The sequence below is a fragment of the Leyella lascolaii genome (assembly GCF_900079775.1).
Taxonomy (GTDB): Bacteria; Bacteroidota; Bacteroidia; order Bacteroidales; family Bacteroidaceae; genus Prevotella; species Prevotella lascolaii.
Genome location: NZ_LT556038.1, coordinates 541,689 through 567,938, shown reverse-complemented (window position 1 = coordinate 567,938; position 26,250 = coordinate 541,689). Strand labels below are relative to the sequence as shown.

Sequence of the window (26,250 nt, the reverse complement as noted above, 5' to 3'; positions counted from 1 at the left end):
CTAACTATATTGAATGAAATGATGCAAATATGATTTTTTTTTGTATATTTGCATCCAATCAAAAGCAACATAAGATGATTCTGGATTACGAAATGCTGAAGAGCTTCTACTCTTCATATAATAATAAGGTAGCGAAGGTAAAAGGATTGTTAGGCAGACCGCTTACTTATGCGGAGAAAGTGCTGTATGCCCATCTGTTTGATGAGAACGGACTGAGGCGGTATGAGCGCGGAACCGACTATGTGGACTTCCGCCCAGACCGTGTGGCGATGCAGGACGCGACGGCGCAGATGGCGTTGCTGCAGTTCATGAACGCCGGAAAAGACCGTGTGGCTGTGCCCGCGTCGGTGCACTGCGACCATCTCATAAAGGCAGATGCCGGTGCGGACAGCGATCTGCCGGCTGCAATGACAGCCAACAGGGAAGTGTATGACTTCCTGCGCTCCGTATCCGCCAGGTATCACATAGGGTTCTGGGGACCGGGCGCGGGCATCATACATCAGGTGGTGCTCGAGAACTATGCCTTCCCCGGAGGAATGATGGTGGGCACCGACTCACACACTCCCAACGCCGGAGGACTCGGTATGGTGGCTGTGGGAGTGGGCGGCGCGGATGCCGTCGACGTGCTCACGGGTCAGCCGTGGGAACTGAAGATGCCCAAGCTCATAGGTGTGCGGCTGAGCGGAAAGCTCTCTGGGTGGGCGTCGCCAAAGGATGTCATACTTCAGATTCTCGGCATGCTGACCGTCAAGGGCGGCACCAACGCCATACTTGAATATTTCGGCGACGGTCTCTCTTCTATGTCGGCAACAGGCAAGGCGACCATATGCAACATGGGAGCGGAGCTTGGCGCGACCTGCTCCATATTCCCGTTCGACGACAACGGGGCTGAATATCTGTGCCGTACGGGGCGTGAGGAGATAGCCGCAATGGCGAGCGCGTGCGCCGATGACCTGCGTGCCGACGACGAGGTGTACGCAAATCCGGAAGCATACTACGACCGTCTGATAGACATCGACCTCAGTAAGGTGGAGCCGCATCTCAACGGTCCGTTCACGCCCGACGCCGCTACGCCTGTCTCTCAGATGAAAGCCAGGGTGGAAGAGTACGGATTCCCGCCCGCAGTGGAGGTGGGACTGATAGGCTCGTGCACCAATTCATCTTATCAGGACCTGTGCCGTGCCGCATCGGTGGCGCGTCAGGCTTATGAGAAAAACATCCCTGTAAAAGGACAGATAATAATCAATCCGGGCTCTGAACAGATACGCCGCACTGCCGAGAGAGACGGTATACTTGACGACTTCAGGCGTATCGGCGCCGTGATAATGACCAATGCGTGTGGTCCGTGCATCGGACAGTGGAAGCGGCATACCGATGACAATGAGCGGAAGAACTCCATCGTGACATCGTTCAACCGCAACTTCAGACGCCGTGCGGACGGTAATCCCAACACATATGCCTTCATCGGCAGTCCCGAACTGACCATGGCACTCGCCGTGGCGGGCCGTCTCGACTTCAATCCGGCAACCGACGCGCTGCAGGACGGCTCCGGACACAGTGTGATGCTCGACGAGCCGCACGGCAACGTGTTCCCTCCCGAAGGGTTCGATGCCACGGACGAGGGGTTCGTAGAGCCTCCCTCAGACGGCAGCGGTGTGAAGGTGGCAATCTCGCCCGACTCCGACAGACTGCAGAAACTGGCTCCGTTCGACCCGTGGGACGGCAAAGACCTGTGCGACATGCCGTTGTTGATAAAAGTGAAAGGCAAATGCACCACCGACCATATATCCATGGCGGGACCGTGGCTGAGGTATCGCGGACATCTGCAGAACATCTCAGACAACCTGCTCATGGGAGCGGTGAACGCCTTCAACGACGAGAGCAACCGCGTGATATGCCTCACCGACGGCACGGAAAAGACCGTCTCCGCCGCAGCGAAAGCCTATAAGGCTGCCGGACTTGCGTCTGTCGTGGTGGCGGAAGATAACTACGGCGAGGGCAGCTCGCGCGAGCACGCCGCCATGGAGCCGCGCTATCTCAACGTGCGTGTGGTGCTGGCGAAGAGCTTCGCGCGCATTCATGAGACCAATCTGAAGAAACAGGGCATGCTCGCACTGACCTTCGCGGACAAGGACGACTATGATAAGGTGAGGGAGGACGACCGCATCTCGGTGACAGGACTCGGATCCTTCGAGCCCGGAAAGCCGCTCACCGTGACATTGAGACACGCCGACGGCACGACAGACAGCTTCGAGGCGTGCCACTCCTACAACTCAACGCAGATAGAATGGTTCCGCGCCGGAAGCGCGCTCAACTACGTCGGAAGGCACAGGTGAGCGTCAGCCGGATAAAGGCGGCGTACATACCGGATAAGACTAATGGTTTTATCACACATTGAAGGAAATCCCAAAACAACCGAATAATAATGAAAATCGAAATGAAAAACGGCGTTCTTGCCGTTCCGGATATGCCTACAGTGCCCTTCATAGAGGGCGACGGCGTGGGCAGCGAGGTGTCTCCCGTGTGCCGGGAAGTGGTGGATGAGGCTGTGAGAAAGGCTTACGGCGGACGGAGGAAGATAGAATGGATGGAGGTGCTTGCGGGCGGCAAGGCTCACGAACTTACCGGAGAGTGGCTGCCGAAGGCAACGCTTGACGCCTTCACCGAATATCTTGTAGGAATAAAAGGTCCGCTGATGACACCGGTGGGAGGCGGCATGCGCTCGCTCAACGTGGCTTTGCGGCAGACGCTCGACCTGTATGTGTGCCAGCGTCCGGTGAGATATTTCCGTGGCATAGAGTCGCCTGTGAAGCATCCGGAGGATGTAGACATGTGCATATTCCGCGAGAACACCGAGGACATATACGCAGGAATAGAGTGGGAGGCAGGCACGCCCGAGGCGGAGAAGTTCTATAAGTTCATTTCGGAAGAGATGGGAGTGGGCAAGGTGAGGTTTCCTGCCACCTCGGCATATGGCGTGAAGCCTGTGTCGCGAGAGGGCAGCGAGCGGCTCATACGCAGTGCTATAGAGTATGCTCTGACGCACGGACGCAAGACGGTGACGCTTGTCCACAAAGGCAATATAATGAAGTTCACGGAAGGAGGGTTCAAGAAATGGGGCTACGAACTGGCTGAACGCGAGTATGGCAGTGAGCTGCGGAGCGGCAGGCTTGTGGTGAACGACTGCATATGCGACGCCTTCCTGCAGAACGCCCTGCTGCGTCCGCGCGACTATGAGGTCATCGCCACGATGAACCTTAACGGCGATTACGTGTCCGACATGCTTGCCGCGCAGGTGGGAGGAATAGGCATCGCGCCCGGCGCAAACATAAACTACGGCAGCGGACACGCCATTTTCGAGGCGACACACGGCATCGCGCCCGACATCGCGGGCAAGGATGTGGTGAACCCCTGTTCCATTATCCTCTCGGCGGTGATGATGCTCGAGTATATGGGATGGGACGAGGCGGCGCGTCTCATCACCTCGGCTATGGAGCGGCTTTTTGCCGGAGGACATGCCACGGCGGACCTCGCGCGGTTCATGCCCGACGGGAAACCGCTCGGGACGAGGGCTTTCGGCTCCATACTCGCCTCCGCACTGTGACCGCACTGTTATTTCACCGGACGGGCACATCGCGCCGCCCGGCAGTTTAAAACATACAAAACATAAGGTTATGAAGAAGGAATATCTGATATATAAGCTGTCTGACGAGGTGAAAAACTCGTGTAAGATAGACAACGAACTGTTTCCTAAGTATGGCGTGAAACGCGGATTGAGAAACGAGGACGGAAGCGGTGTGCTTGTCGGACTCACAAAGATAGGAAACGTCGTGGGCTACGAACGCGACGGGGAAGGCAGGCTCGTGCCCACCGCAGGAAAGCTTTACTACCGTGGCTACGAGCTTGACGACCTTGTGTCACCCATACTTGCCGAGAAGAGACTGGGCTTTGAGGAGATAGCTTTCCTGCTTCTCTCGGGCAATCTTCCCGACCGCGAGGAGCTCGCAGCGTTCAAAGAGCTCATCAACGACAACATGGCTCTGGACCATAAATCGGTAGTTCATATATTAGACCTTGAGGGTTCGAACATCATGAACATACTCGCGCGCACCGTGCTGGAGATGTACACGTTCGACCCTAACCCCGACGACCTGTCGCGCGACAACCTCATGCGCCAGGCGGTGGAGCTCACCGCGAAGCTCCCCACCATCGTGGCTTACGCCTACAACAGCTACCGCCACACCGTGCGCGGACGCTCGCTGCACATCCATCACCCGCATGAGAACCTCTCGATAGCCGAGAACTTCCTCTACATGCTGAAGGAGGGAGACTACACCGAGCTCGACGCGAGGATGCTCGACATGCTCCTCATCATACAGGCGGAGCACGGAGGAGGAAACAACTCCACGTTCACGGTGAGGGTGACGTCGTCGAGCCGCACCGACACTTACTCGAGCATAGCAGCCGGCATTGGCTCGCTCAAGGGTCCGCTGCACGGAGGCGCCAACATCAGAGCCATCAACATGTTCCACCATCTGAAGGAGAACATAAGCGACTGGACCGATATCGCGGAGATAGACACTTATCTTAACCGCATCCTCGACGGCGACGCCTACGACGGGAGCGGACTCATCTACGGCATAGGACACGCCGTGTATACCGTGAGCGACCCGCGTGCCGTGGAGCTGAAAAGGCTTGCCGGCGAACTCGCCAAAGAGAAGGGGCGCGACAAGGAGTATGATTTCCTCCGGCTGCTCGAGCAGGAGAGCATCAAGTGTGTGTCCGCCCGGCGCAAGACAAAGAAGCCTCTCTGCGCCAATGTGGACTTCTATTCGGGCTTCATATACGAGATGATAGGTCTGCCGCAGGAGATTTACACCCCGATATTCGCCATGTCGCGCATCGTGGGATGGATGGCACACCGCATAGAGGAACTCAATTTCGAGGGACGGCGCATCATCCGTCCTGCCTACAAGAGTGTCATGGAGGAGCGCACGTATGTGCCTCTGGCTGAACGCTGACACCGCAGACGGCATGGTGGCGGGGGTGTGAGGGCGTGAGCGAACGGCACTGACGTTATGACGCATGCCGCCTCCGGATATGGCATAAGGATATATGAAAGTGAATAAATATGCGTTTCCGGAAGTAAAAAATCTTTACAACGGAAATTCTCGAAAGAGAAAAGGCAGTGTGACGGGAAACGTGTCGTGAGGCGTCGGAGAAGCTTCCATCGGCACGCTTCCGTACTTTGAAAAAGCTGAAAACGGCTCTTCGGACACATCGGAGAGCCGTTTTTGTGTGCCATAATGACTGTACCGGCGTGCGGAACGGGCTTTGCCGTTGTGCGGAAGAGCCTTTTCCGCACCATGAAAGAGGCTTTCCCGCATGCCCGAAGAGGCTCTTCCATGACGTCGTAAAGTTTCTTTTCTGTGCCGTGTCGGCGCAAGCCGCTGTGTGACAGCATCTTATGTAAACTTCGAAATACTGCGTTATTTGCAGCCGTATCCGCTTTCGCTGATTCTGAGGGCACTCTCGTGAAGTTGGCGATGCATAATTATGCGGATGTCCCTCCGTCTTTGCATAAATATGCAATGTGTGCGGCAGGCTTGCGTGACAGGCTCGCGCGGCTTGCCATTGCATGTGTGAGGCGCGGCGTAAACGGTGCGTGCGTGATGGCGCGACGGTGCGGATGTGGTGTGCGGACGGGCGTGTGAGGGCGAATAAAAGATACTGTTTTGTTAAAATATATGAAATATGACAGCGTTTGTTTGGCTGTTCGGATAAATCTTAATATCTTTGCACCGCTTTTAAGACAAGCAAGGGGCGTTTAGCTCAGCTGGTTTAGAGCATCTGCCTTACAAGCAGAGGGTCGGCGGTTCGAATCCGTCAACGCCCACAGCCATAGCCGGATGTGATTTTGCATCCGGCTAATTTTTTGTCCGTATGTGTGTTGCCGTCTGTTCTCCGCGTGCGTGTTGTACGGCATGCGGGAATATCCCGATATGTGAAAATAAACGTGCCGAAATGACATTAAAAGTTAAGTGTACATAAAATAAGAGAATCCTGAGGCTAAGTTTTGGCATTCTTTTCGCATGTTTCGATTTTAATTATTAATTTTGCAGCATCTTATAATAGGTATTTTTATGACACTTGACTTGCTTACTGCCATATCTCCGATAGACGGACGTTACAGAGGTAAAACGGAGGCATTGGCTGATTACTTTTCAGAATATGCGCTCATACGCTACAGGGTGCGTGTGGAGATAGAGTATTTCATCACATTGTGCGAGCTTCCGCTGCCTCAGCTGGCTTCGTTCGACCATTCTTTGTTCCCACGGCTGAGAAGCATCTACACCGCTTTCGACGAGGTTTGCGCACAGCGCGTGAAGGACATCGAGGCGGTGACCAACCACGACGTGAAGGCAGTGGAGTATTTCATAAAGGAGGAGTTCGACAAGATAGGAGGACTGGATGCGTATAAGGAGTTCATACATTTCGGACTGACATCGCAGGACATCAACAACACCAGCGTGCCGCTCTCCGTAAAAGAGGCTCTCGAGAAGGTCTACTGTCCGGCAGTGGAGGAGCTTATAGCGCAGCTCAACGATTATGCCGAAGAGTGGAAAGACGTGGCGATGCTCGCCAAGACACACGGACAGCCGGCGTCGCCTACACGGCTCGGTAAGGAAATAATGGTGTATGTGTACCGTCTCACAGAACAGCTCAGAGAACTGAAGGCGTGCAGGATGACTGTGAAGTTCGGAGGCGCGACAGGCAACTACAACGCCCATCACGTGGCATATCCGCAGTTCGACTGGAAGGCTTTCGGCGACCGGTTCGCCAAGGAGAAACTCGGTATGGAGCGCGAGCAGTACACCACGCAGATAAGCAACTACGACTGCCTCGGCGGTGTGTTCGATGCCATGCGCCGGATCAATACAATCATCATCGATCTTGACCGTGATATGTGGATGTATATATCCATGGACTACTTCAAACAGAAGATAAAGGCTGGCGAGGTAGGGTCGAGTGCGATGCCCCATAAGGTGAATCCCATCGACTTCGAGAACAGCGAGGGCAATCTGGGAGTGGCAAACGCCGTGCTCCAGTTCCTTGCCGCAAAACTGCCGGTGAGCCGTCTGCAGCGCGATCTTACCGACTCCACGGTGCTCCGTAATGTGGGTGTGCCGTTCGGTCACGGTCTTATTGCCATAATGAGCACGCTGAAAGGACTGCGCAAGCTCATTCTCAACGAACAGAAAATATACGACGATCTCGACAACACATGGGCTGTGGTGGCTGAGGCTATACAGACAATACTGCGCCGTGAGGCTTATCCTCACCCTTACGAGGCGTTGAAGGCGCTTACCCGTACAAACAAGAAGATGACGGAGGAGACCATACACGACTTCATCAGGACACTCGATGTGAGCGATGAGGTGAAGTCGGAGCTGATGGCAATCACACCGCACAACTACACGGGTATATGACAGTGAATCGTCATTTTACACATAACAGAGTTATATTTATCAGAGAGTTATAATTTATTAACCGGAGCCGTGAGGCCAGAACATCATCATTTAATATGGACTTAGAATTAGAAAACAAAGCTCAAGGGCAGTCTTCAGAGCAGAAAAACGAGGGTCAGGAGAACTCTGCCACAAACTATCAGAAGGATTATCGTAGCGGCACTCGTCCGCAACGTCCGCGCATCCGCGTGCAGCGCGCCTACACTACAGGGCGCAGCAACGGCGATGAGGGCGGATTCCGGCCGGAAGGTTTCGGGACGGGATTGCTGCAAAACAATAATAAAACGGGCTATCAGCCGCGCCAGCAGGCAGGCTATCGTCCGCGCTTCAACAATGCCGAGGGCAACCAGACAGGCTATCAGCCTCGCCAGCAGGCAGGCTACCGTCCTCGCTTCAACAACGCTGAGGGCAACCAGACGGGCTATCAGCCACGCCAGCAGGCAGGCTACCGTCCCCGCTTCAACAACGCCGAGGGCAACCAGACGGGCTATCAGCCACGCCAGCAGGCAGGCTACCGTCCTCGCTTCAACAACGCCGAGGGCAACCAGACGGGCTATCAGCCACGCCAGCAGGCAGGCTATCGTCCGCGCTTCAACAACGCCGAGGGCAATCAGGGAGGCTATCAGGCGCGCCAGGGCGGCTTCCAGCAGCGTGGCGCACGTCCGCAGCGCGGTGGCTATAACAAGAATTATCAGCAGGGAGGTTACCGTCAGCGTACTGCCGACTACGACCCCAACGCCAAGTATAGCATGAAGAAGCGCATCGAGTACAGCGAGAGTCACATCGACCCGAACGAGCCTATACGTCTCAACAAGTTCCTTGCCAATGCCGGAGTGTGCAGCCGCCGCGAGGCTGACGAGTACATAGAGGCAGGCGCAGTGACCGTAAACGGGACCGTGGTGACCGAACTCGGCACCAAGGTAAAGCGTTCGGACGAGATCAAGTTCCAGGATAACGTGGTGACACTCGAGAAAAAGGTCTACGTGCTTCTCAACAAACCGAAGGACTGTGTCACCACAAGCGACGACCCGCAGAACCGCAAGACCGTCATGGATATTGTGGGTAACGTGTGTCCGGAGCGCATTTATCCGGTGGGAAGGCTTGACCGCAACACGACCGGTGTGCTGCTTCTCACAAACGACGGCGACCTTGCGAGCAAGCTGACTCATCCCAAGTTCCTCAAGAAAAAGGTTTACCACGTGTTCCTCGACAAGAATGTCACCGCACACGACATGCAGCAGATAGCGGAGGGAATAGAGCTTGAGGACGGTGAGATACATGCCGACGCCATCGAGTATGCCAGCGATACGGACAAGAGTCAGGTGGGTATAGAGATTCATAGCGGCAAGAACCGCATCGTGCGCCGCATCTTCGAACATCTGGGCTATCGCGTCGTGAAGCTCGACCGTGTACAGTTCGCGGGACTGACAAAGAAGAACCTGCGTCGCGGAGACTGGCGTTTCCTCACTGAGAAGGAGGTCGACATGCTGCGCATGGGTGCTTTCGAGTAAACAGACATAACAATACATTATAACATAAACAGATGACGTGTCGGCCTGTTCGGACCGTGCCGCCGCCACATAACACGGCTTCAGTTGCCGGGGAAGGGCAGGGGCGCGGGCTGAAAAGGCTGACGGCATTTTATAACATATATATAATATGGAGACAATACGTAGAACAAAGGTAGTCGACATTCTCAAACGCACCGACTTCGGAGCGGTTGTCAATGTGAAGGGATGGGTGCGTACGCACCGCAGCAGCAAGGCTGTTGATTTCATAGCACTGAACGACGGCTCGACCATAAAGAACGTTCAGATAGTTGTCGATCCCTCCAAGTTCGACGAGAATATGCTGAAGCAGATCACCACAGGTGCCTGCATAAGTGCCACGGGAGTGCTTGTCGAGAGCCAGGGAGCCGGTCAGGCTTCTGAGATACAGTGCAGTGAGATAGAGATTTACGGTCTGTGCGGCTCCGACTATCCCATGCAGAAGAAGGGACAGAGCTTCGAATACATGCGCCAGTACGCGCACATGCGTTTGCGCACCAACACTTTCGGTGCCGTGATGCGCATCCGTCATAACATGGCGATTGCCATACACAAGTTCTTCCACGACCGTGGCTTCTTCTATTTCCATTCGCCCATCATCACCGCAAGCGACTGCGAGGGTGCCGGCGAGATGTTCCAGGTGACGACAAAGAACCTGTACGACCTTAAGAAAGACGAGGACGGAAAGATCATCTACAGCGATGACTTCTTCGGAAAGATGACGTCTCTCACCGTTTCCGGACAGCTTGAGGGCGAGCTCGGAGCCACTGCCCTCGGACAGATATACACGTTCGGACCGACGTTCCGTGCCGAGAACAGCAACACTCCGCGCCATCTTGCCGAGTTCTGGATGATAGAGCCCGAGGTGGCTTTCATCGACAAGGACGACCTTATGGACCTTGAGGAGGAGTTCATCAAGTATTGTGTGCAGTGGGCTTTGGACAATTGCAAGGACGATCTGGAGTTCCTCAACAAGATGATTGACAAAGGTCTCATCGCAAGACTTGAAGGAGTGCTGAAGGATTCGTTCGTGCGTCTCACCTATACCGACGGCATCAGGATACTCGAAGAGGCAGTTTCGAACGGCAAGAAGTTCGAGTTCCCGGTTTCATGGGGCATGGATCTCGCCAGCGAACACGAGCGTTACCTCGTTGAGGAGCACTTCAAGAAGCCCGTGATAATGAATGATTATCCTAAAGAGATAAAGGCTTTCTACATGAAGATGAACGAAGACGGACGCACGGTGCAGGGAACGGACGTGCTGTTCCCGCAGATCGGCGAGATAATAGGAGGAAGCGTGCGTGAGGAAAGCTACGACAAGCTCATGGCGCAGATAACGGAGCGCAACATCCCGATGAAGGACATGTGGTGGTATCTCGACACCCGCAAGTACGGAACATGCCCTCACGGCGGTTTCGGGCTCGGTTTCGAGCGTCTCATCCTTTTCGTCACGGGCATGCAGAACATACGCGATGTCATCCCGTTCCCGCGTACTCCGAAGACTGCGGAGTTCTGAGAAAGGGCATCATCATATACGGACAATCCCGGAACAAAGCCTTTGCGCTTCTGTTCCGGGATTGTCTTTTCCATTCCGTTCAGGCGGTCGTGTCACATCAGCATCGCGTGCCTGTGCCGGGCGTGCCGCTTTATGATTTTCCGGGAAAGCCTATGATGTCCTTCACTATTTCCCCACCTAATATTATACCTGCCGCCGCCGGCACGAAGGCATTGCTTGCCGGAACCGGGCGTTTTGAGGCTTCGGCACCGCTGTCCGGCGCGTCTTGTGCCGGTGAATGCGCTGGCTGCTCCTCGCTGTATACCACTTTCAGATGCTCTATGCCAGCCTTCCGCAGTTTCTTCCGCATGATTTTGGCTATCGGGTCCATGCTTGTCCTGCTCAGGTCAGCCACTCTGAACATTGTAGGGTCGAACTTGTTTGCCGCCCCCATGCTGCTTATCAGCGGCACACCGAGCCCGTGGCAGCGCATGGCTATGTCTATCTTCGCCTTTATTGTGTCTATGCAGTCAGCCACATAGTCGTATTCTGACAGGTCAATGTTGCCCGCCTCCTCCGGCAGGTAGAACATGCGTATGGCATTGACGTTGCATTCAGGGTTGATGTCGAGAATCCTCCGGCGTGCCACATCCACCTTATACTCCCCGAGGTTGCTGTTGAGTGCGATTATCTGGCGGTTGAGATTGGTTATGCTCACGGTGTCGTTGTCGATGAGAGTGATGTGTCCCACACCGCTGCGAGCCATCACCTCGACGGCATAACCGCCCACTCCTCCTACACCGAACACTGCAACGCGCGCTCTGGCGAGAGTCTCTATGGCGTCACGTCCGAACAGCATCTCTGTCCTTGCATACCACTTCTGCATCATCTGTTCAGTTTTATGGATTTGTCGGAGATGCTTATCAGCCTCCGTCTGTACAGGTCGCCGACGGCGCGTTTGAACACCTTCTTGCTCACATGGAACATGTTCTTTATGTCCTCCGCGTCGCTCTTGTCGCCCAGCGGACACGTTCCGCCGTTGCCGTGCAAGTATTCCAGCAGTGCCTCGGCGAAGTCTTTGGTGTGCCGGCGTCCCGACGGCTGCGCCATGAGGTCTATCTTCCCGTCTTCCCGTACGTTGCTGACGTAGCCCTTCATACGGTCGCCCGTGTGTATGTCCTCAAATATCTGGCTGTCGTAGATGAGCCCTTGGAACGTGTTGTCCACAATGACCTTGAAGCCCAGATCGGTCTTCTGCCACACTAGCATGTCCACTTCGTCGCCGCGACGGTATGGCGGCATGTCCTCGCTCAGGAAGTGTTCCACCTTTGCCGAAGCCATTATGCGGTAGCTCTCTTCGTCGATGTGCACGTGCACTATGTATCTCTTGCCTTTCTCCATGCGCATCTTCTGTTCGCGGAACGGGCAGAAGAGGTCTTTCATCAGTCCCCAGTCGAGGAACGCCCCGTGGTTGTTCACCCACGCCACTTCAAGATATGCGAAGTCGCCCACCTTCGCCCGAGGAATCTCCGTGGTAGCCACGAGCCTCTCCTCGTTATCGAGATAGATGAACACTTCCATCGTGTCGCCAGGACAGGCACCCTCCGGCACATAGCGGCGCGGCAGGAGTATCTCCCCCTCGTCGCCTCCGTCGAGATACAGACCGAAGTCAACCTCCTTCACGACGGTAAGTATGTTGTAGTCGCCGAGCTTTATCATATGAGTCAGTCTTTTTGCTTTTGATGTATGTGAAAGTTCATTCGCCGTCGCGTGAACCATTGCTCTCCTCCGCAGCGTTTTCCGCGACGGGGTCGGAAATGTGCGTGACAGCTGTTGAGGAGCAGCTTTCGAGCATTCCGTCCTTCATCACTATGGTGCGGTCGGTTATGCTTGCCAGGTTCTCGTCGTGTGTCACTATGACGAACGTCTGTCCGAACTTGTCGCGCAGTTCGAAGAAAAGGCGGTGCAGCTCCTCCTTGTTCTTTGAGTCGAGGCTGCCGCTGGGCTCGTCTGCAAGAATCACCGCCGGGTTGTTCATCAGTGCCCTTGCCACCGCTACGCGCTGTTTCTCGCCTCCCGACAGTTCAGCCGGCTTGTGCGTGGCACGGTCTTCCAGTCCCATGAATCGCAGCAGTTCGCCTGCGCGTTCTTTCGCCTCAGCCTTGCCGGTACCCCCTATGAATGCCGGAATCATAATGTTCTCCAGTGCCGTAAACTCCGGAAGGAGCTGGTGGAACTGGAACACGAAGCCTAAGCGTCGGTTGCGGAAGTCGCCTATCTGTGCCGCGTTGAGTTTCCTCACGTCAGTCCCGTCGATGACGATTGAGCCGCTGTCAGGTCTGTCGAGCGTTCCGATGATCTGCAGCAGAGTGGTCTTTCCCGCTCCGCTCGGACCTACTATGCTCACCACCTCGCCTTTGTCGATGTGCAGGTCGATGCCTTTGAGCACCTGCAGTGAGCCGAAGCTTTTTGTAATTCCCTTGATGTCTATCATAAAATGCAGTGTGTTTGTCGTTTGTCTCTTGCCTTGGCGCGGCGTTGGCGTTGCCTCTCCGTGCGGTGTTCATTGTTCCGCGTTGCCGTCGGCAGGGCTTTTCCCCGACTTCTTCATGCGGTTTATCCACTTGCCGATGCTCTCGTATGCGCTGCGGTCCTCGGTGTGCTGAGGCTGTGCGAAGGTCATTTCGTCCATGGCGTTGCCGTGCTGGTCGGGGAATATTATTATGAGATTCGTGCCGGAGAAATGCGTTGTCAGCTCCTCGGGCAGATATTCTATCGCGTTCTTGTATGACACGGTGCCCTTCCGCGCAGCCACAACCACAAATAGGTTGTCCCCGCTTATGTTCGCCGCGAGGCGTGGCAGCTCGTTCCAATGGTCCATAGCCATGTATTCAGCCTTCACGTCCGGATGGTGCTGCATGGTGTATTTGTTGATGAGCGAGAGCGTGTCGGGGCGTCCGTGGAACATCATGCGGCACTCCATGTTGCCCGCGAGGCGGTCCAGACGTTCGAGCCAGCGGTAGAATCCCGGTTCGAACTGCGCCTTCGACGGCACCGCCACGTGTATGTGCCGTATGGTTGTGAGCGGCTGGTTGAGTCGCGCCATTATTATCTGGTTGTTCAGTCCGTTGAACAGGCTCTGGTGGAACGCGCCCCAGAACTTCTGCGACACCTCCTTGTGCATGTGCATCCCGATGATTATCTCCGACGCGCGGAACTCCTTGAAGGCATGCTTTATGCCGTTGGCTATGTTGGCTGCGACCCTCACTTGAGTCTGCATCTTCACGTCGGCAGCCGCCGCATACTTGCTCACATTCTCGAGAAGGCGTTGTCCGCGCTCCTGGTTTGCCCGCATGTCGTCGTCGTCGTACACCACGTTAAGCCCCACAATCTCCCGCCGCAGCTTAGGGTTGCGCATCATGATGGCAAGACTCAGCAGTCTGTTGGCATACTCGGGATACTTCATCGGTATGAGTATGCGCTCGTCGTCGGTCTGCTGTTCGTCCTGCGGCATGTCCTTGTCGCGCAGTATTATCTGCTGTGCAGCCGACTCGGTCATCATCGTCGATATGATGCACGTGAAGAGAATCATTATCACCACGGCGTTGAGCATCTCGTCGTTCACGAGCACCTGTCCCGGAGCGGTCTCTATCCTCATGCCCACCATTATCATGGCTATCGAGCCGGCGGCGTGTGCCGAGGTGAGTCCGAACATCATGTTGCCCGACGAGAGCGGCAGGCGGAACATGCGGGCTGACAGATATGCCGCTATCGCCTTGCCGAAGGTGCCTATGAAGGTGATGGCGAGCACTACCCATATGATGCCTGTCCCGGCGAAGAGCAGGCGCACGTTGATGAGCATTCCCACGCCTATGAGGAAATAGGGGATGAACAGGGCGTTGCCGATGAACTCTATGCGGTTCATCAGAGGCGACACGTGGGGTATGTAGCGGTTGAGTATGAGTCCGGCGACGAAGGCTCCGAAGATGCCCTCAAGACCCACTGCCTCGCTCAGGGCTGCGCTCATGAAGAGCATCGACATGACGAAGATGAACTGCATCACGGCGTCGCTGTAGCGGCGCAGGAACCATCGCGTGAGCCTCGGTATGACGAGAACCATCGCCCCGATGTACACGAAGAACTTGGCTGCGAACCACACCCAGAACCAGAAACCTGTGCTCTCCCTGTGTGATGCCACGAGGGCGGCGAGCGTGACAAGAGCCATCAGCAGCGAGATCATGGACGAGCCGACGCTCAGCGACACGCTCTTCTTGCGCTGGAGTCCGTAACGGCTCACTATGGGATAGGCTATCAGAGTGTTGGAAGCCATGATGCAGCCCAGCAGCAGCGACGCCTGAAGGGAGTAGCCGAGCAGCGTGTAGCTCATGATGTAGGTAAGCACGAACGGCGCGGAGAATGTGAGCAGACCGAAAGTGAGAAACCTCCGTCCGTCCTTACGTATGCCGTCCATGTTCATCTCGAGCGACGCGAGGAACATGATGTAGTACAGTCCCACCTTGCCGAACAGCTCGAAGGAGTCGTCGCGCACCAGAATGTTGAGTCCGTACTTGCCTATGAGCACTCCGGCGAGCACCATTCCGATGATGTGGGGAATACGTAGCTTTCCCATGATGATGGGTGCCGAGAGTATGATTATCATCACCACGAAGAATATCAGCGTGGGATCGGTTATCGGAAAGTATTGCGCTATCTGGGACATAGGTATGTTGCCGGTGTTTGTATGTCTGTTGTCTGATTAATATGCAAACTTAATCAAAATCGCTGGAATAAACGAAAAAAAATGCGGAAATGGGTGTTACGGGACGCTATTTGGGCGTTTCAGCGCACGCATGCAGTCTGACTTTCCTCCGCGTCATTGCCGTGATATCGCGTGACCGACGCTGTGACACAGCGGCGCGTGGCTTGGTCTGCGGAACGGGTGACAGTGTGGGAAAGAATGGCGGATATAATATGGCGGAATAGTTTTGGTAAATATAAATTAACATATTGTATATCCTAAATGTTAAAACATTGTCTCTAAAACTGCCGTATTCTGAAACACGGACGCTCTGGACGCTGTTTTCGCGGAAAATGACGGTTTTTGCAGTCTTTCCGTAACCTGCTGACTGATACGCTGTTAGGCTTCAGACGGCTCGCGGTGCTTTGTCATCTGTTTTACGAAAGAGCCTTTTCTGTCGTGCCGAATAGTGTCTTTTGCAACACGAAAGAGCCTTCTTCGTAGCATGAGACATACCGTTTGGCGATGCGGAACAGGCTTTCCTGCAATCCGGTCTTTTGCGTACGACTGTATGATTGTTCCTTTTCGGTTGTGTTGTATACATTTATCGGCTAAGTCTTTTCCTGATTGTGAGATTAGAAAAGTTAAATTATTATAGTGTAATATTAAAATAATGTTAATCACATATTGACCCGTGTATGACGGAGACAGGATGCGATGATGTCTGCATGTGGTGTGTGGGGAGGGACGGCAGAGGCGGATGATTCGCATGGCTTTGTGATAAATAAAGTCGTGGTAATTGCATTTTAATGGAAATGTTGTATCTTTGCATAAGATAAGCTGCACTCGGGAAACTGTAAGCAAGCTTACTTTCCTCTCGTTTGCATTATCTTTGCATAAGATAAGCTTCGGCTCGGCAGTATCAAGTCTGGTAAGACTTCGTCTTCCCGCCTTGCTGTTGCACTCGCCTTGCATTATCTTTGCATAAGATAAGCTGCACTCGGCAATGTGAGAGCAAGCTCTCATTGCGCTCGTTTGCATTATCTTTGCATAAGATAAACTTCGGCTCGGCAGTATCAAGTCTGGTAAGACTTCGTCTTCCCGCCTTGCTGTTGCGCTCGCCTTGCATTATCTTTGTCATAAGATAAGCTTCGGCTCGGCAGTATCAAGCCTGGTAAGACTTCGTCTTCCCGCCTTGCTGTTGCGCTCGCCTTGCATTATCTTTGTCATAAGATAAGCTTCGGCTCGTCGATATTTTGAAGTCACGGTAAGGCGGTGCGGAAGATGCCGTCCGGCATACCGATATATAACAACATAAACACTATAACATTATGAAAGTAGCAATTGTAGGAGCAAGCGGAGCCGTAGGACAGGAGTTCCTGCGCATACTTGCAGAGCGTGATTTCCCGATGGATGAACTGGTGTTGTTCGGCTCAGAGCGTTCGGCTGGACGAAAATACAGCTTCAAGGGAAAGGATTACGAGGTGAAACTGTTGCAGCACAACGATGATTTCAAGGATGTCGACATAGCTTTCGTCTCCGCAGGAGGAGGCACATCGAAGGAGTATGCCGACACAATCACCAAGCACGGAGCTGTGATGATAGACAACTCGAGCGCGTTCCGCATGTGTGACGACGTGCCTCTGGTTGTGCCGGAGTGCAATGCCGAGGATGCGCTCAACCGTCCGCGCGGCATCATCGCCAACCCCAACTGCACTACAATAATGATGGTGGTGGTGCTCAAACCGCTGGAGCAGCTCAGTCACATACGCCGTGTGCACGTGTCGAGCTACCAGAGCGCGAGCGGCGCGGGTGCCGCTGCGATGGCTGAATTGCAGCAGCAGTATGAGCAGCTCGTGGAGGGCAAGCCTGTGACTGTGGAGAAGTTCCCGCATCAGCTCGCCTATAACGTCATTCCGCAGATTGATGTCTTCACTGACAACGGGTATACAAAGGAGGAGATGAAGATGTTCAACGAGACACGGAAGATAATGCACAGCGACGTGAAATGCTCTGCCACATGCGTGCGTGTGTCGTCGCTCCGCTCCCATTCGGAGAGCGTATGGATAGAGACGGAGACTCCGATAAGTGTCGAGGATGCGCGTAAGGCAATAGCAGCCGCACCGGGATGTACGCTGAAGGACGACCCGGCGAACCTTGTCTATCCTATGCCGCTGGAGACAGCCGGACTGGACGATGTGTACGTGGGACGCATCCGCAAGGACCTTACCGACGACTGCGGTCTCACGCTGTGGCTCAGCGGTGACCAGATACGCAAGGGTGCCGCGCTCAACGCCGTGCAGATAGCCGAATATCTGATAAAGGTGGGTGACGTGAAATGATTTGTGACGGTCGGCAGACCGGTGGATATACATACGGCGTATGCTGTGAGCCAACCTCAGCATACGCCGTTTTTTCATGCGCGTATGATTAGGGCTCAGACATGACGTTGACGCTGCCGTGGCTTCGCGGCATTATTCGCGTGGGACAGACAGTGACGGGAAGGCATGCCGTAAGATATTTTTCGTGCCATTATATTAATGTATGCATCATATTATATTAATGTATGCGCGCATGTATATAGATAAAGGTGTGATGTGAAAATAAAACGCCGGGCGGTAATGAAAAACCGTCCGGCGTTGTGCGTGTGCGCCTGATAGGACTCGAACCTACACGTCGCGAGACACCAGATCCTAAGTCTGGCGCGTCTACCAATTCCGCCACAAGCGCGAGTAGAGTGTACCGTAACCGACGTTTTTTCCACCTGTGTGGTGGCGTGTTGCGGTCGCTGTGATTCTGCATGAACAGGAATCGCTGCAAAGTTACACTTTTTTTATATCATATACGAACGAAACGGTATTTTTTTTAGTTGCCTTCGGCAGGGCTGTTCATTCGGAAGTATATCGCGGGGAGGGACCGACAAGGAGACGGGCTGCGTGTTGGAATGATGTTATATGCGGACTGTCGATTCTACGAAAACGCACCGCACATATACTTTTATGCTTAATTTATTGTGAAAAAAAGATATAATGGATGGTTTTGTTTGCGTTGTAATGAATATTACATTATCTTTGTAGAAGACAAGCTTCGGCTCGGCAGTATCAAGTCCGGTAAAACTTCGTTTCACCGTCTTGCTGTTGCACTCGCCTCGCATTGTCTTTGTAGAAGACAAACTGCACTCGGGAAAGCATGAGCAAGCTCCCTTTCCGCTCGTTTGCATTGTCTTTGTAGAAGACAAGCTTCGGCTCGGCAGTATCAAGTCCGGTAAAACTTCGTTTCACCGTCTTGCTGTTGCACTCGCCTCGCATTGTCTTTGTAGAAGACAAGCTGCACTCGGGAAAATAGGAGCAAGCTCCCTTTCCGCTCGTTTGCATTGTCTCTACAAAACAACTATAAATTTACTGCTGTGACCGGACTGCTGTATTTATTTGAACCTATTACCCTTGACGAAAAGAACGGCATATATCTTATGAACTGGACGGATGTAGGGATTGCGGCTACAGAAAAGTTGTCCGCAAGGCTCGTTTTCATGGCTAAGGACACTTGCAGCGTGCAGGAAACAGAAGGCGGACGCACAGCTTCGTGCCGCACAGTGTATTCAGATGCGCTCCGAGGGGTATGACTACGTTGAAGGTTTACGGTGAAACGGATGTGTATGAGGACGGCAGTAGGATAAGCAGCGGACTGAAATTATCACACGAGAAATGAACAGTAGAAGATATATAGAGACGTGGACGGTGCGTGCCGTGCGTACTGCCGTGTTGCTGACGGTGCTTCTCATGATGCCTGAAGGCATTATGGCGCAGCATAGCGACTTCGGTGTATGGACAACGGTGGGTGCGGAGAAGAGTCTTGGAGAGAAATGGAGCGTCGGGGCTGAAGGCGAGTTCAGAACGCGCGACAATTCCGGAACAGCCGACAGATGGAGCTTAGGACTGGAAGGAAGCTACAAGATTGTGAACGGACTGAAGCTCTCAGCAGGATACACTCTGCTCTACGACAACAACGACGAGGAGATAACCCTTCATGAGGACGGCTCATACAACAGTCGGAGACCGTCCTACTGGGGACTGCGCCACCGCTTCAACGTGTCGCTCACTGGTAGTGTCAAGACAGGAAGGTTCGGTATTTCGCTGCGCGAAAGATGGCAGTACACCTACCGTCCGAGGAAAACCACGGAGCGTTACGACTATGATAACGGATTGTGGGAGGACTATAATGTGAGAGGCAAGGGGCACAATGTGCTGCGCTCGCGGCTCAAAGTGGAGTACGATATTCCCGGATGCAGGATAGACCCTTATGCCAGTGCCGAGATGTACAACTCGTTTTCGCTGGAGAAATCGCGCTATATAGTGGGCGCGGAGTGGAAAATCACGATGACGCACAGCGTGGGGTTGTATTATCTTTATCAGAATGTAAACAACGACAAGGATGATGACGACACCGACGAACATGTGCTCGGGCTGAGCTACAGGATAAAGTTGTAGTGCGTGAAAGGCATATGTGTCATGACGGAGGTCGCGCAGCCGGTGCTTCCGCAAGGCTCACGGTTGCTGTAATCAAACTTTTATTTCATAATAAGACGAATGTTTTCATAATAAAATATTGACGTGAGTCAATTGCTGTTTTTAGGGTAACACGGACCGGTCGGGGCATCTTCACGACCGGTCCAATTTGGTTTAAAAGGTAAAGATGTAAAAAAGTAAAAAGGTAAAAAGACGGGATTAAGGGTAAAAGGGTAAAAAAGTAAAAAGGTAAAAGGCAATTGGAAAGGGTAAAAGGGTAAAAAGGTAAAGAGGTAAAAGGCAATTGGTAAGGGTAAAAGGGTAAAAAAGTAAAAAGGTAAAAGGCAATTGGAAAGGGTAAAAAGGTACAAAGGTAAAGAAGTAAAAATAACGTTTGAGGTATCGACGAGCTGTCTTTTGAATGTTGACATGCATTATCAAGAAGCTCCATGTCGCTCCTGTCTTGTTCCAATCCGCCTGTTTTTACCTCTTTACCTTTTTATTTTTTTACCCTTTCCAATTGCCTTTTACCTCTTTACTTTTTTACCTTTTTACCCTTTCCCCCGCCTTTTTACCTCTTTACCTTTGTACCTTTTTACCCTTTTATCGCAGTGCATTCCACCTCCACAAGTGCGTTCTTGGGCAGCGTTTTCACCGCCACAGCCGACCGTGCGGGGAAAGGCATGCTGAAAAACTCGGCATACACCTCGTTCATAGCGGCGAAGTTGTCCATGTCGGAGAGGAAAACGGTGGTCTTGACAACATGTGCCAGGTCAGTGCCCGCCTCTTCCAGGATGTGCATAGCGTTGGTGAGCGACTGTCTGGTCTGCTCCTTTATGCCACCCTCTGCAAACATTCCAGTTGCCGGATCGATGGGAAGCTGTCCGGAGACGAATACCATTCCTCCTGCCTCGATGGCCTGACTGTATGGTCCGATTGCTTTCGGAGCCTTTTCTGTGCTTATTGCTTTCATGTGTGTTGATGTTTTATTGTTGTGTGAATATTGGTTTTCCGTGTTGTCGTATCATTTCCGTGCCGTTGCCGTACGCGGTGTCCGTAGTGTTCAGTGAGTGTCTTCCGCCGTGCCGCCGTTGATGATGCGCCGTGCGTATTCTATTATGGTGTCCCTTCCGCGCAGCATGTCGGCATTCTCGAGCGACACCCTGTAGTCAGGCTCTATGCCGAACTCGGTGGTCTGTCTGTCAGTGTCGTACATGGGACATGCCGAGAACCGCACGCTCCATCCTATAGGGAGCTCGCTCGTGTAGGGCATTCCTGCTCCGCCGCCCGTCCTGTCGCCCACGACGGTAACGCCCGGACAGCACTTCATGTACTTCACAAACTCGTTGGCTGCGCTGTATACCGCCCTGTTGGTAAGCACCACGGCGCGTTTCTGCCATCGCAGTCCCTTGGCAGGCTTGAGCCTCTGCTCCTCCATCTTGGAGAAGTCGTTGTGCCCCGGACCGGTCTTGTGCTGCATGTAACCCACGCATATCTCCTCGTTGGTGAAGCGTGCCGCGAGTTTCTCCGCAGCCGTGAGCATGCCTCCGCTGTTGTCGCGCAGGTCGATGATGAGTCCGTTGCAGGGTGCGAGGAAAAGCAGTATCTCGTCCAGATTGCCGTCGCCCGGAGCCGTGGAGAACGACTTGCAGCGCAGGTAACCCGTGTTGTCGTCGAGCACGCGGTATTCCATTCCCGCCGCTATGCGGTAGTCCGTGCCAAGGTATTTTCTTATAAGCGTGTCGCTGTAGTTTGACGGATAGTCCTCCTTCCACGACCAGTTGCGCGCCACGTCCCACGCCGAGTACATGTTGACGTGCCCGTCGCGCAGTTCGCCGAGCATGTTGCCGAGAATCTCGAACAGCTGGTCCTCCGTCAGGTTGTCGCTCATCTGCACCGAGTAGCGGCTGCGTACCTCGTCCCAGTCGAGCCCGTACTCCTTGCCCTTCGCCTCGAAGAAGCAGTAGTGCTCGTCCATTATGTGCCACAGAGCCTCGAAGTTGCCGCGCGGATTGTCGGCATACTCCTCCTCGTCAACGCATGAAGTGATGCATGCCGTCATAGCCGTGATGTAGAGAAAAAACAGTGTCAGTCGTCTCATGGATGTATCTTTATGAGTTTGAACCGCCTTACCACGCCTATCATGAAGGCGTGCGTGTAGATGTGCGACTTCAGATTGTTCACCCGAGCCTGCTGTATGTCGCACAGATAACCAGCCCGCAGCGTCGTGCGTCCTATGGTGAAGTCGAGCGATAGCATCTGTCTGACCGACGGTGAGCATACGAATGTGGTAGGCACAATGTTGCGGTCGTAGTTGCCTCGTGAGAATATCTCGTAGTAAGACTGCCCGTAGTTGGGGCTGAACATCAGTCCGCAGAGCGGTATGTTCAGCTCATAGCGCGCGGTGAACGGTCTGCCCGCGAGGGTGAATCTGTAGTCCGCGCTTCCCGTAGGCGTTATGTTCACCATTGCCCTTGCCTGCGCCGGGTTGTTGCCGTTGCGTGTGTTGTAGATGAAACCGATGGTGGCGTCGGCTGCGGCACCCGCCTTCAGGTTCAGTCTGTTGCCTGAGAGACGCCAGTTGTAAAGCCATGCGTACTGGAAGAAGTACGCTCCCGCCATCTCCGCTCCGTTGCCCGAGCGGTTGTCGGCGTAGGATATGCTGCCCTGATGGGTTATCCTCCGCGACCAGCGGCTGCGTTCGGAGTCGCGTGTGGTGTGCGATATGTAGCGCAGCTCCACACCCTTGTATTTCTCCGGCGAGAGATAAGTGTCGAGTATGTCAGCCGACCCTATGGCAGCCATTCGTGCGTTCGTTATCACCTTGTCCGACGTTATGGTGTCGCTCTGCGCCCGTGACGCGGTGGCGTAGAGCAGTGCCGCCGCCGCGATAAACACTCTACATGTCGTCATCGCCGAAGAGATTAAGCTGTCCTGTCATCTCGTCTATCACCTGCTGCCTGCTTTTTCCTGCGTCCGGATCGAGGTTCTCCGGCTCCTCCTCCGGTTCTTCGCCACCGTCGGGCGCGTCTTCCGGTTCAGGCTCCGGCATTCTCAGAGGCTCCAGCTCCTCTATGTCCTCAACCTCCCATGTGCATATGCGCTTGCCTTTAGCCTTGAATCCCTTCACTCCAACAAACTGTTCCATGTCTATTTCCATGGGCGGTCGTTGCGTGGAGTTGCCGTCTCTGCCCTCCACCGGCTTGAATGTCACGCGTATGCGCGGGTATACCGTGTCGGTGAGAAGCACGAGCCTGCTCTGCGGGTTGTCGCCGAGGAAGTTCTGGTGGCGTTTCGTAGCCTCCATGCAGAAGCGTTTTATGTAAGGATAGTTGTCGTTGTCGGCGTCGTAGAGCACTGCTGTCCACACCTTGCCGGGGTTCCATTTCTCTATTATGCGGATGTTGTCCTCATAGTGGTTGTTGGCGTCGAAGTCGGTGATATAGAACTCGTTGTCGTCGAGCACCACAAGTATGGAGTCGCCGTCGTTGAATTCTCCGAGCAGCTTCCCGCGTCCGTCGTAGTTCAGTCTGTTCACGTCGGCGTCGAACCACACCTTCCTTCCTCCGAGTGTGGAGCGTCCGTGGCTCTTCAGTCCTATCCTGTTGACGGCATGTTTGGTAAGAATGTTGCCTTTAGCGGTGCGTGCCTTTATGGCGATGTCGGAGAAGTCCTTCTCCAGGAAAATCTTCTTCATCTTGGCGGTCACCTCCAGCGTCACCTTTATCACCTCCGCCTCACCGTTCGGGTTGGCTGTGAAGTAGAGCACGCGCGAGCCCGGTGTGCCTTGCGTGAGGTCGTACTCGCGGTCGCGTGTCATCGACGTCACGTTGAAGCGTTTGATGTATGACGGTCCATTTCTGCCGTCGCGGTATACCGCGTTGTATGTGGTGCGCCTGTCGTTGCGCTTGAACACCTGCACGTGCATCACGTTCTTGCCTACGAAAATCTTGTCAGCCACGCGCATCACCTTATATTTTCCGTCCTTGAAGAACACGATGATGTCGTCAATGTCGGAGCAGTTGCACACGAACTCGTCCTTCTTCAGTCCTGTGCCGATGAATCCCTCCTGCCTGTTGATGTAGAGTTTTTCGTTCGCCTCCACCACTTTCGCCGCCTCGATGGTGTCGAAGCTGCGTATCTCCGTGCGTCTGGGATGGTCCTTGCCGTACTTTTCCTTTATGAACTCGAACCACCGTATGGTGACGTCGGTCATGTGGGCGAGGTCGTGGTCTATCGATTTTATCTCCTCCTTCGTCTTGAGTATGAGTTCGTCAGCCTTGTCCTTGTTGAACTTCAGTATGCGTTGCATCTTTATCTCCATGAGCCGCAGTATGTCGTCACGGGTCACCTCGCGCACCAGCTGTTTCTTGAACGGCTCCAGCCGGTTGTCCACGTGAGCCACGGCGGCGTCCATGTCGGGCGCGTTCTCGAACCCCTTGTCCTTGTATATGCGTTCCTCTATGAATATGCGTTCGAGCGAGGCGAAGAACAGTTGTTCGAAAAGCTCGCCGCGCCTTATCTCGAGTTCCTTGCGCAGAAGCCCCATGGTGCTGTCCACCGAGTGGCGAAGCACGTCGCTGACGGTAAGGAAGCACGGTTTGTTGTCCTCAATGACGCAGCAGTTGGGAGACAGGTTTATCTCGCAGTCGGAGAAGGCGTAGAGCGCGTCGATGGTCTTGTCGGACGATATGCCCGGCGTGAGGTGCACCAGAATCTCCACCTCCGCCGCCGTGTTGTCGTCCACCTTGCGCGCCTTTATCTTTCCCTTGTCAATGGCTTTGAGTATTGAGTCGATGAGCGTCGACGTGGTCTTGCTGTACGGTATCTCCTTTATGGCGATGGTCTTGCTGTCTATCTTCTCTATCCTGGCGCGCACCTTGAGCTGTCCTCCGCGCTGTCCGTCGTTGTATTTGCTCACGTCTATGGAGCCGCCTGTGGGGAAGTCGGGATAGAGGGTGAACTCCTCTCCGCGCAGATAGCTTATCGCCGCGTCGCATATCTCCACAAGGTTGTGCGGCAGAATCTTCGAGCTCAGACCCACGGCTATGCCCTCCGCTCCCTGCGCGAGCAGCAGCGGAAACTTCGCCGGCAGCGTGATGGGCTCGCGGTTGCGTCCGTCGTAGCTCAGCTGCCAGTCGGTTGTCTTGGGGTTGAACACCACGTCGAGCGCGAACTTCGACAGCCGCGCCTCTATGTAACGCGGTGCGGCAGCCCGGTCACCGGTAAGTATGTTGCCCCAGTTTCCCTGACAGTCGATGAGCAAATCCTTCTGTCCCATCTGCACGAGGGCGTCTCCTATGGATGCGTCGCCGTGCGGATGGAACTGCATGGTGTGTCCCACGATGTTCGCCACCTTGTTGTACCGTCCGTCGTCCATGCGCTTCATGGAGTGCAGTATGCGTCTCTGCACGGGCTTCAGTCCGTCCTCTATGTGTGGCACGGCGCGTTCGAGTATCACGTATGAGGCGTAGTCGAGAAACCACGTCTGGTACATGCCGCTGAGATGGTGCACCGCCGAGGCGTCAAACCGGTTCACCGGTTTGTAGTCTGACCGCGCCTCCGGCACATTGACGGCATCGTCCGCGCTTTCGTTGTTTATCTCTTCATCAAAACTCTCGTTGTCTTTTATTTCGTCACTCATATTTTTCTGTGGTCACAAATTTTGCTTCAAAGTTAATGAAAAAAATCCTATCTGAGAAAGATTTGGACGCAAAAGGGAGGAGAGGGGGAAGGTGAGGAAGGGAGAGAGTGGGAAGGTGAGGAGGGGAGAGGGTGGGGAGGGGAGAGAATGAGAGGGTGGGAGGATGCATAAATATACGGAAGGGAAAGTAAAATATTTTGACAACTGAAAATCGGGAAAGAGAAAACGGAGATGTCATAAAATATGTTTCTCACGGCAGATGGAATGGCGATGTGGTATGTCTACCCCTTTTTCTCACCCCTTTTCTGCCTGTCCGGAGGGGTGGCGGAGTACTTCCGCTGTTGCAGGAATGCCGTTTCGGTGTGGCGGAACGGTGCCTTCAGTGTGGCGGAAGAGGCTTTTCTGAGGCGCGGAAGAGCCCGTTTGGCATGACGGAAGAGGCTCTTCCGCATGGCTGCGATTGGACTGTCGTGATGCATGACAGCGCAAATGGTTGATTGACAGACCTTTATGTAAACTTCAAAATACTCGCTTATTTGCAGCCGAAGGCGCATCGTTCCGTCTCTGCGGCGTTCTCGCGGAGTTGACATTGCATAAATATGCATTGCCGTGACGGTTGTGAATATTTATTCATCCGGCATGTGGCGGTTAGCCGCCCTGTGCTTCATGTATGGTGTATCGGAATGTGTGCGTGTGTCACAATGGCGCGCCCGTAAGTATAATGTGTGTGAAAATGTTTTGCGCTTTGGGCAAATTATCTTATCTTTGCACACAAAAAATGTGCGCGGAGAT

18 protein-coding genes and 2 tRNA genes are annotated in these 26,250 nt (G+C 54.0%); 10 read left to right on the top strand and 10 right to left on the bottom strand.

What is annotated here, in order from left to right; all coding sequences use genetic code 11:
- Positions 1-74 precede the first annotated feature (74 nt).
- From BN4609_RS08170 to asnS, 7 genes are all read left to right on the top strand, one after another.
- Positions 75-2,336 (top strand): aconitate hydratase, encoded by a 2,262-nt coding sequence (locus BN4609_RS08170; protein WP_068856095.1) that lies wholly within the window; start codon positions 75-77, stop codon positions 2,334-2,336.
- Between the two features lie 86 nt (positions 2,337-2,422).
- Positions 2,423-3,604 (top strand): NADP-dependent isocitrate dehydrogenase, encoded by a 1,182-nt coding sequence (icd, locus tag BN4609_RS08165; RefSeq protein ID WP_068856093.1) that lies wholly within the window; start codon positions 2,423-2,425, stop codon positions 3,602-3,604.
- A gap of 70 nt (positions 3,605-3,674) precedes the next feature.
- Entirely contained in the window at positions 3,675-5,021 is a 1,347-nt protein-coding gene (locus tag BN4609_RS08160) for a citrate/2-methylcitrate synthase (protein WP_068856091.1), read from the top strand.
- 800 nt (positions 5,022-5,821) lie between these two features.
- Positions 5,822-5,896: transfer RNA gene (locus BN4609_RS08155), tRNA-Val, on the top strand.
- Between the two features lie 247 nt (positions 5,897-6,143).
- A complete protein-coding gene (gene purB, locus BN4609_RS08150; RefSeq protein ID WP_068856089.1) occupies positions 6,144-7,490 on the top strand; it encodes an adenylosuccinate lyase in 1,347 nt (448 codons plus the stop codon).
- A gap of 95 nt (positions 7,491-7,585) precedes the next feature.
- Positions 7,586-9,040: a pseudouridine synthase gene (locus BN4609_RS08145; protein ID WP_068856087.1), complete on the top strand. Its 1,455-nt coding sequence runs from the start codon at positions 7,586-7,588 to the stop codon at positions 9,038-9,040.
- A gap of 148 nt (positions 9,041-9,188) precedes the next feature.
- Positions 9,189-10,592, top strand: coding sequence for an asparagine--tRNA ligase (asnS, locus tag BN4609_RS08140; RefSeq protein WP_021992960.1), 1,404 nt, complete (start codon positions 9,189-9,191; stop codon positions 10,590-10,592).
- Positions 10,593-10,722: 130 nt separating this feature from the next.
- On the opposite strand, the gene BN4609_RS08135 is transcribed toward asnS, so the two are convergent.
- The 4 genes from BN4609_RS08135 to BN4609_RS08120 form a co-directional block, all read right to left on the bottom strand.
- On the bottom strand, positions 10,723-11,457 hold the full coding sequence (locus tag BN4609_RS08135) for a tRNA threonylcarbamoyladenosine dehydratase (RefSeq protein WP_068856373.1): 735 nt from the start codon (positions 11,455-11,457) through the stop codon (positions 10,723-10,725).
- Positions 11,457-12,290 (bottom strand): CvfB family protein, encoded by an 834-nt coding sequence (locus tag BN4609_RS08130; protein WP_068856085.1) that lies wholly within the window; start codon positions 12,288-12,290, stop codon positions 11,457-11,459. Before BN4609_RS08130 ends, BN4609_RS08135 begins: the two co-directional genes overlap by 1 nt.
- Positions 12,291-12,327: 37 nt before the next feature.
- The gene (locus tag BN4609_RS08125) at positions 12,328-13,065 is read right to left on the bottom strand and encodes an ABC transporter ATP-binding protein (protein WP_068856083.1); all 738 of its coding nucleotides are present in this window, start codon (positions 13,063-13,065) and stop codon (positions 12,328-12,330) included.
- Positions 13,066-13,134: 69 nt separating this feature from the next.
- Positions 13,135-15,291 carry a cation:proton antiporter gene (locus BN4609_RS08120; RefSeq protein ID WP_068856081.1) on the bottom strand — a complete coding sequence of 719 codons (2,157 nt, stop codon included), beginning with the start codon at positions 15,289-15,291 and terminating at the stop codon, positions 13,135-13,137.
- 1,349 nt (positions 15,292-16,640) lie between these two features.
- Between BN4609_RS08120 and BN4609_RS08110 the strand changes: the two genes are divergently transcribed.
- Complete coding sequence (locus BN4609_RS08110) at positions 16,641-17,651, top strand: aspartate-semialdehyde dehydrogenase (protein ID WP_068856077.1); 1,011 nt, start codon at positions 16,641-16,643, stop codon at positions 17,649-17,651.
- Between the two features lie 306 nt (positions 17,652-17,957).
- On the opposite strand, the gene BN4609_RS08105 is transcribed toward BN4609_RS08110, so the two are convergent.
- Positions 17,958-18,039, bottom strand: a tRNA-Leu gene (locus BN4609_RS08105).
- Positions 18,040-18,778: 739 nt separating this feature from the next.
- Here BN4609_RS08105 and BN4609_RS08095 point away from each other — a divergent pair.
- Both BN4609_RS08095 and BN4609_RS08090 read left to right on the top strand, forming a co-directional pair.
- Complete coding sequence (locus BN4609_RS08095) at positions 18,779-18,931, top strand: hypothetical protein (protein ID WP_164071612.1); 153 nt, start codon at positions 18,779-18,781, stop codon at positions 18,929-18,931.
- Positions 18,932-19,013: 82 nt separating this feature from the next.
- The gene (locus BN4609_RS08090; protein ID WP_241033228.1) at positions 19,014-19,796 is read left to right on the top strand and encodes a DUF2490 domain-containing protein; all 783 of its coding nucleotides are present in this window, start codon (positions 19,014-19,016) and stop codon (positions 19,794-19,796) included.
- 613 nt (positions 19,797-20,409) lie between these two features.
- On the opposite strand, the gene BN4609_RS08085 is transcribed toward BN4609_RS08090, so the two are convergent.
- From BN4609_RS08085 to BN4609_RS08065, 5 genes are all read right to left on the bottom strand, one after another.
- On the bottom strand, positions 20,410-20,787 hold the full coding sequence (locus tag BN4609_RS08085) for a RidA family protein (RefSeq protein WP_021992859.1): 378 nt from the start codon (positions 20,785-20,787) through the stop codon (positions 20,410-20,412).
- Positions 20,788-20,877: 90 nt separating this feature from the next.
- Positions 20,878-21,915 (bottom strand): S41 family peptidase, encoded by a 1,038-nt coding sequence (locus tag BN4609_RS08080; RefSeq protein ID WP_068856071.1) that lies wholly within the window; start codon positions 21,913-21,915, stop codon positions 20,878-20,880.
- Entirely contained in the window at positions 21,912-22,727 is an 816-nt protein-coding gene (locus tag BN4609_RS08075) for a DUF3316 domain-containing protein (protein WP_068856069.1), read from the bottom strand. Before BN4609_RS08075 ends, BN4609_RS08080 begins: the two co-directional genes overlap by 4 nt.
- A complete protein-coding gene (locus BN4609_RS08070) occupies positions 22,714-25,458 on the bottom strand; it encodes a DNA gyrase/topoisomerase IV subunit A (RefSeq protein ID WP_068856067.1) in 2,745 nt (914 codons plus the stop codon). Before BN4609_RS08070 ends, BN4609_RS08075 begins: the two co-directional genes overlap by 14 nt.
- 281 nt (positions 25,459-25,739) lie before the next feature.
- Positions 25,740-25,937 carry a hypothetical protein gene (locus tag BN4609_RS08065; RefSeq protein ID WP_068856065.1) on the bottom strand — a complete coding sequence of 66 codons (198 nt, stop codon included), beginning with the start codon at positions 25,935-25,937 and terminating at the stop codon, positions 25,740-25,742.
- Positions 25,938-26,250 lie beyond the last annotated feature (313 nt).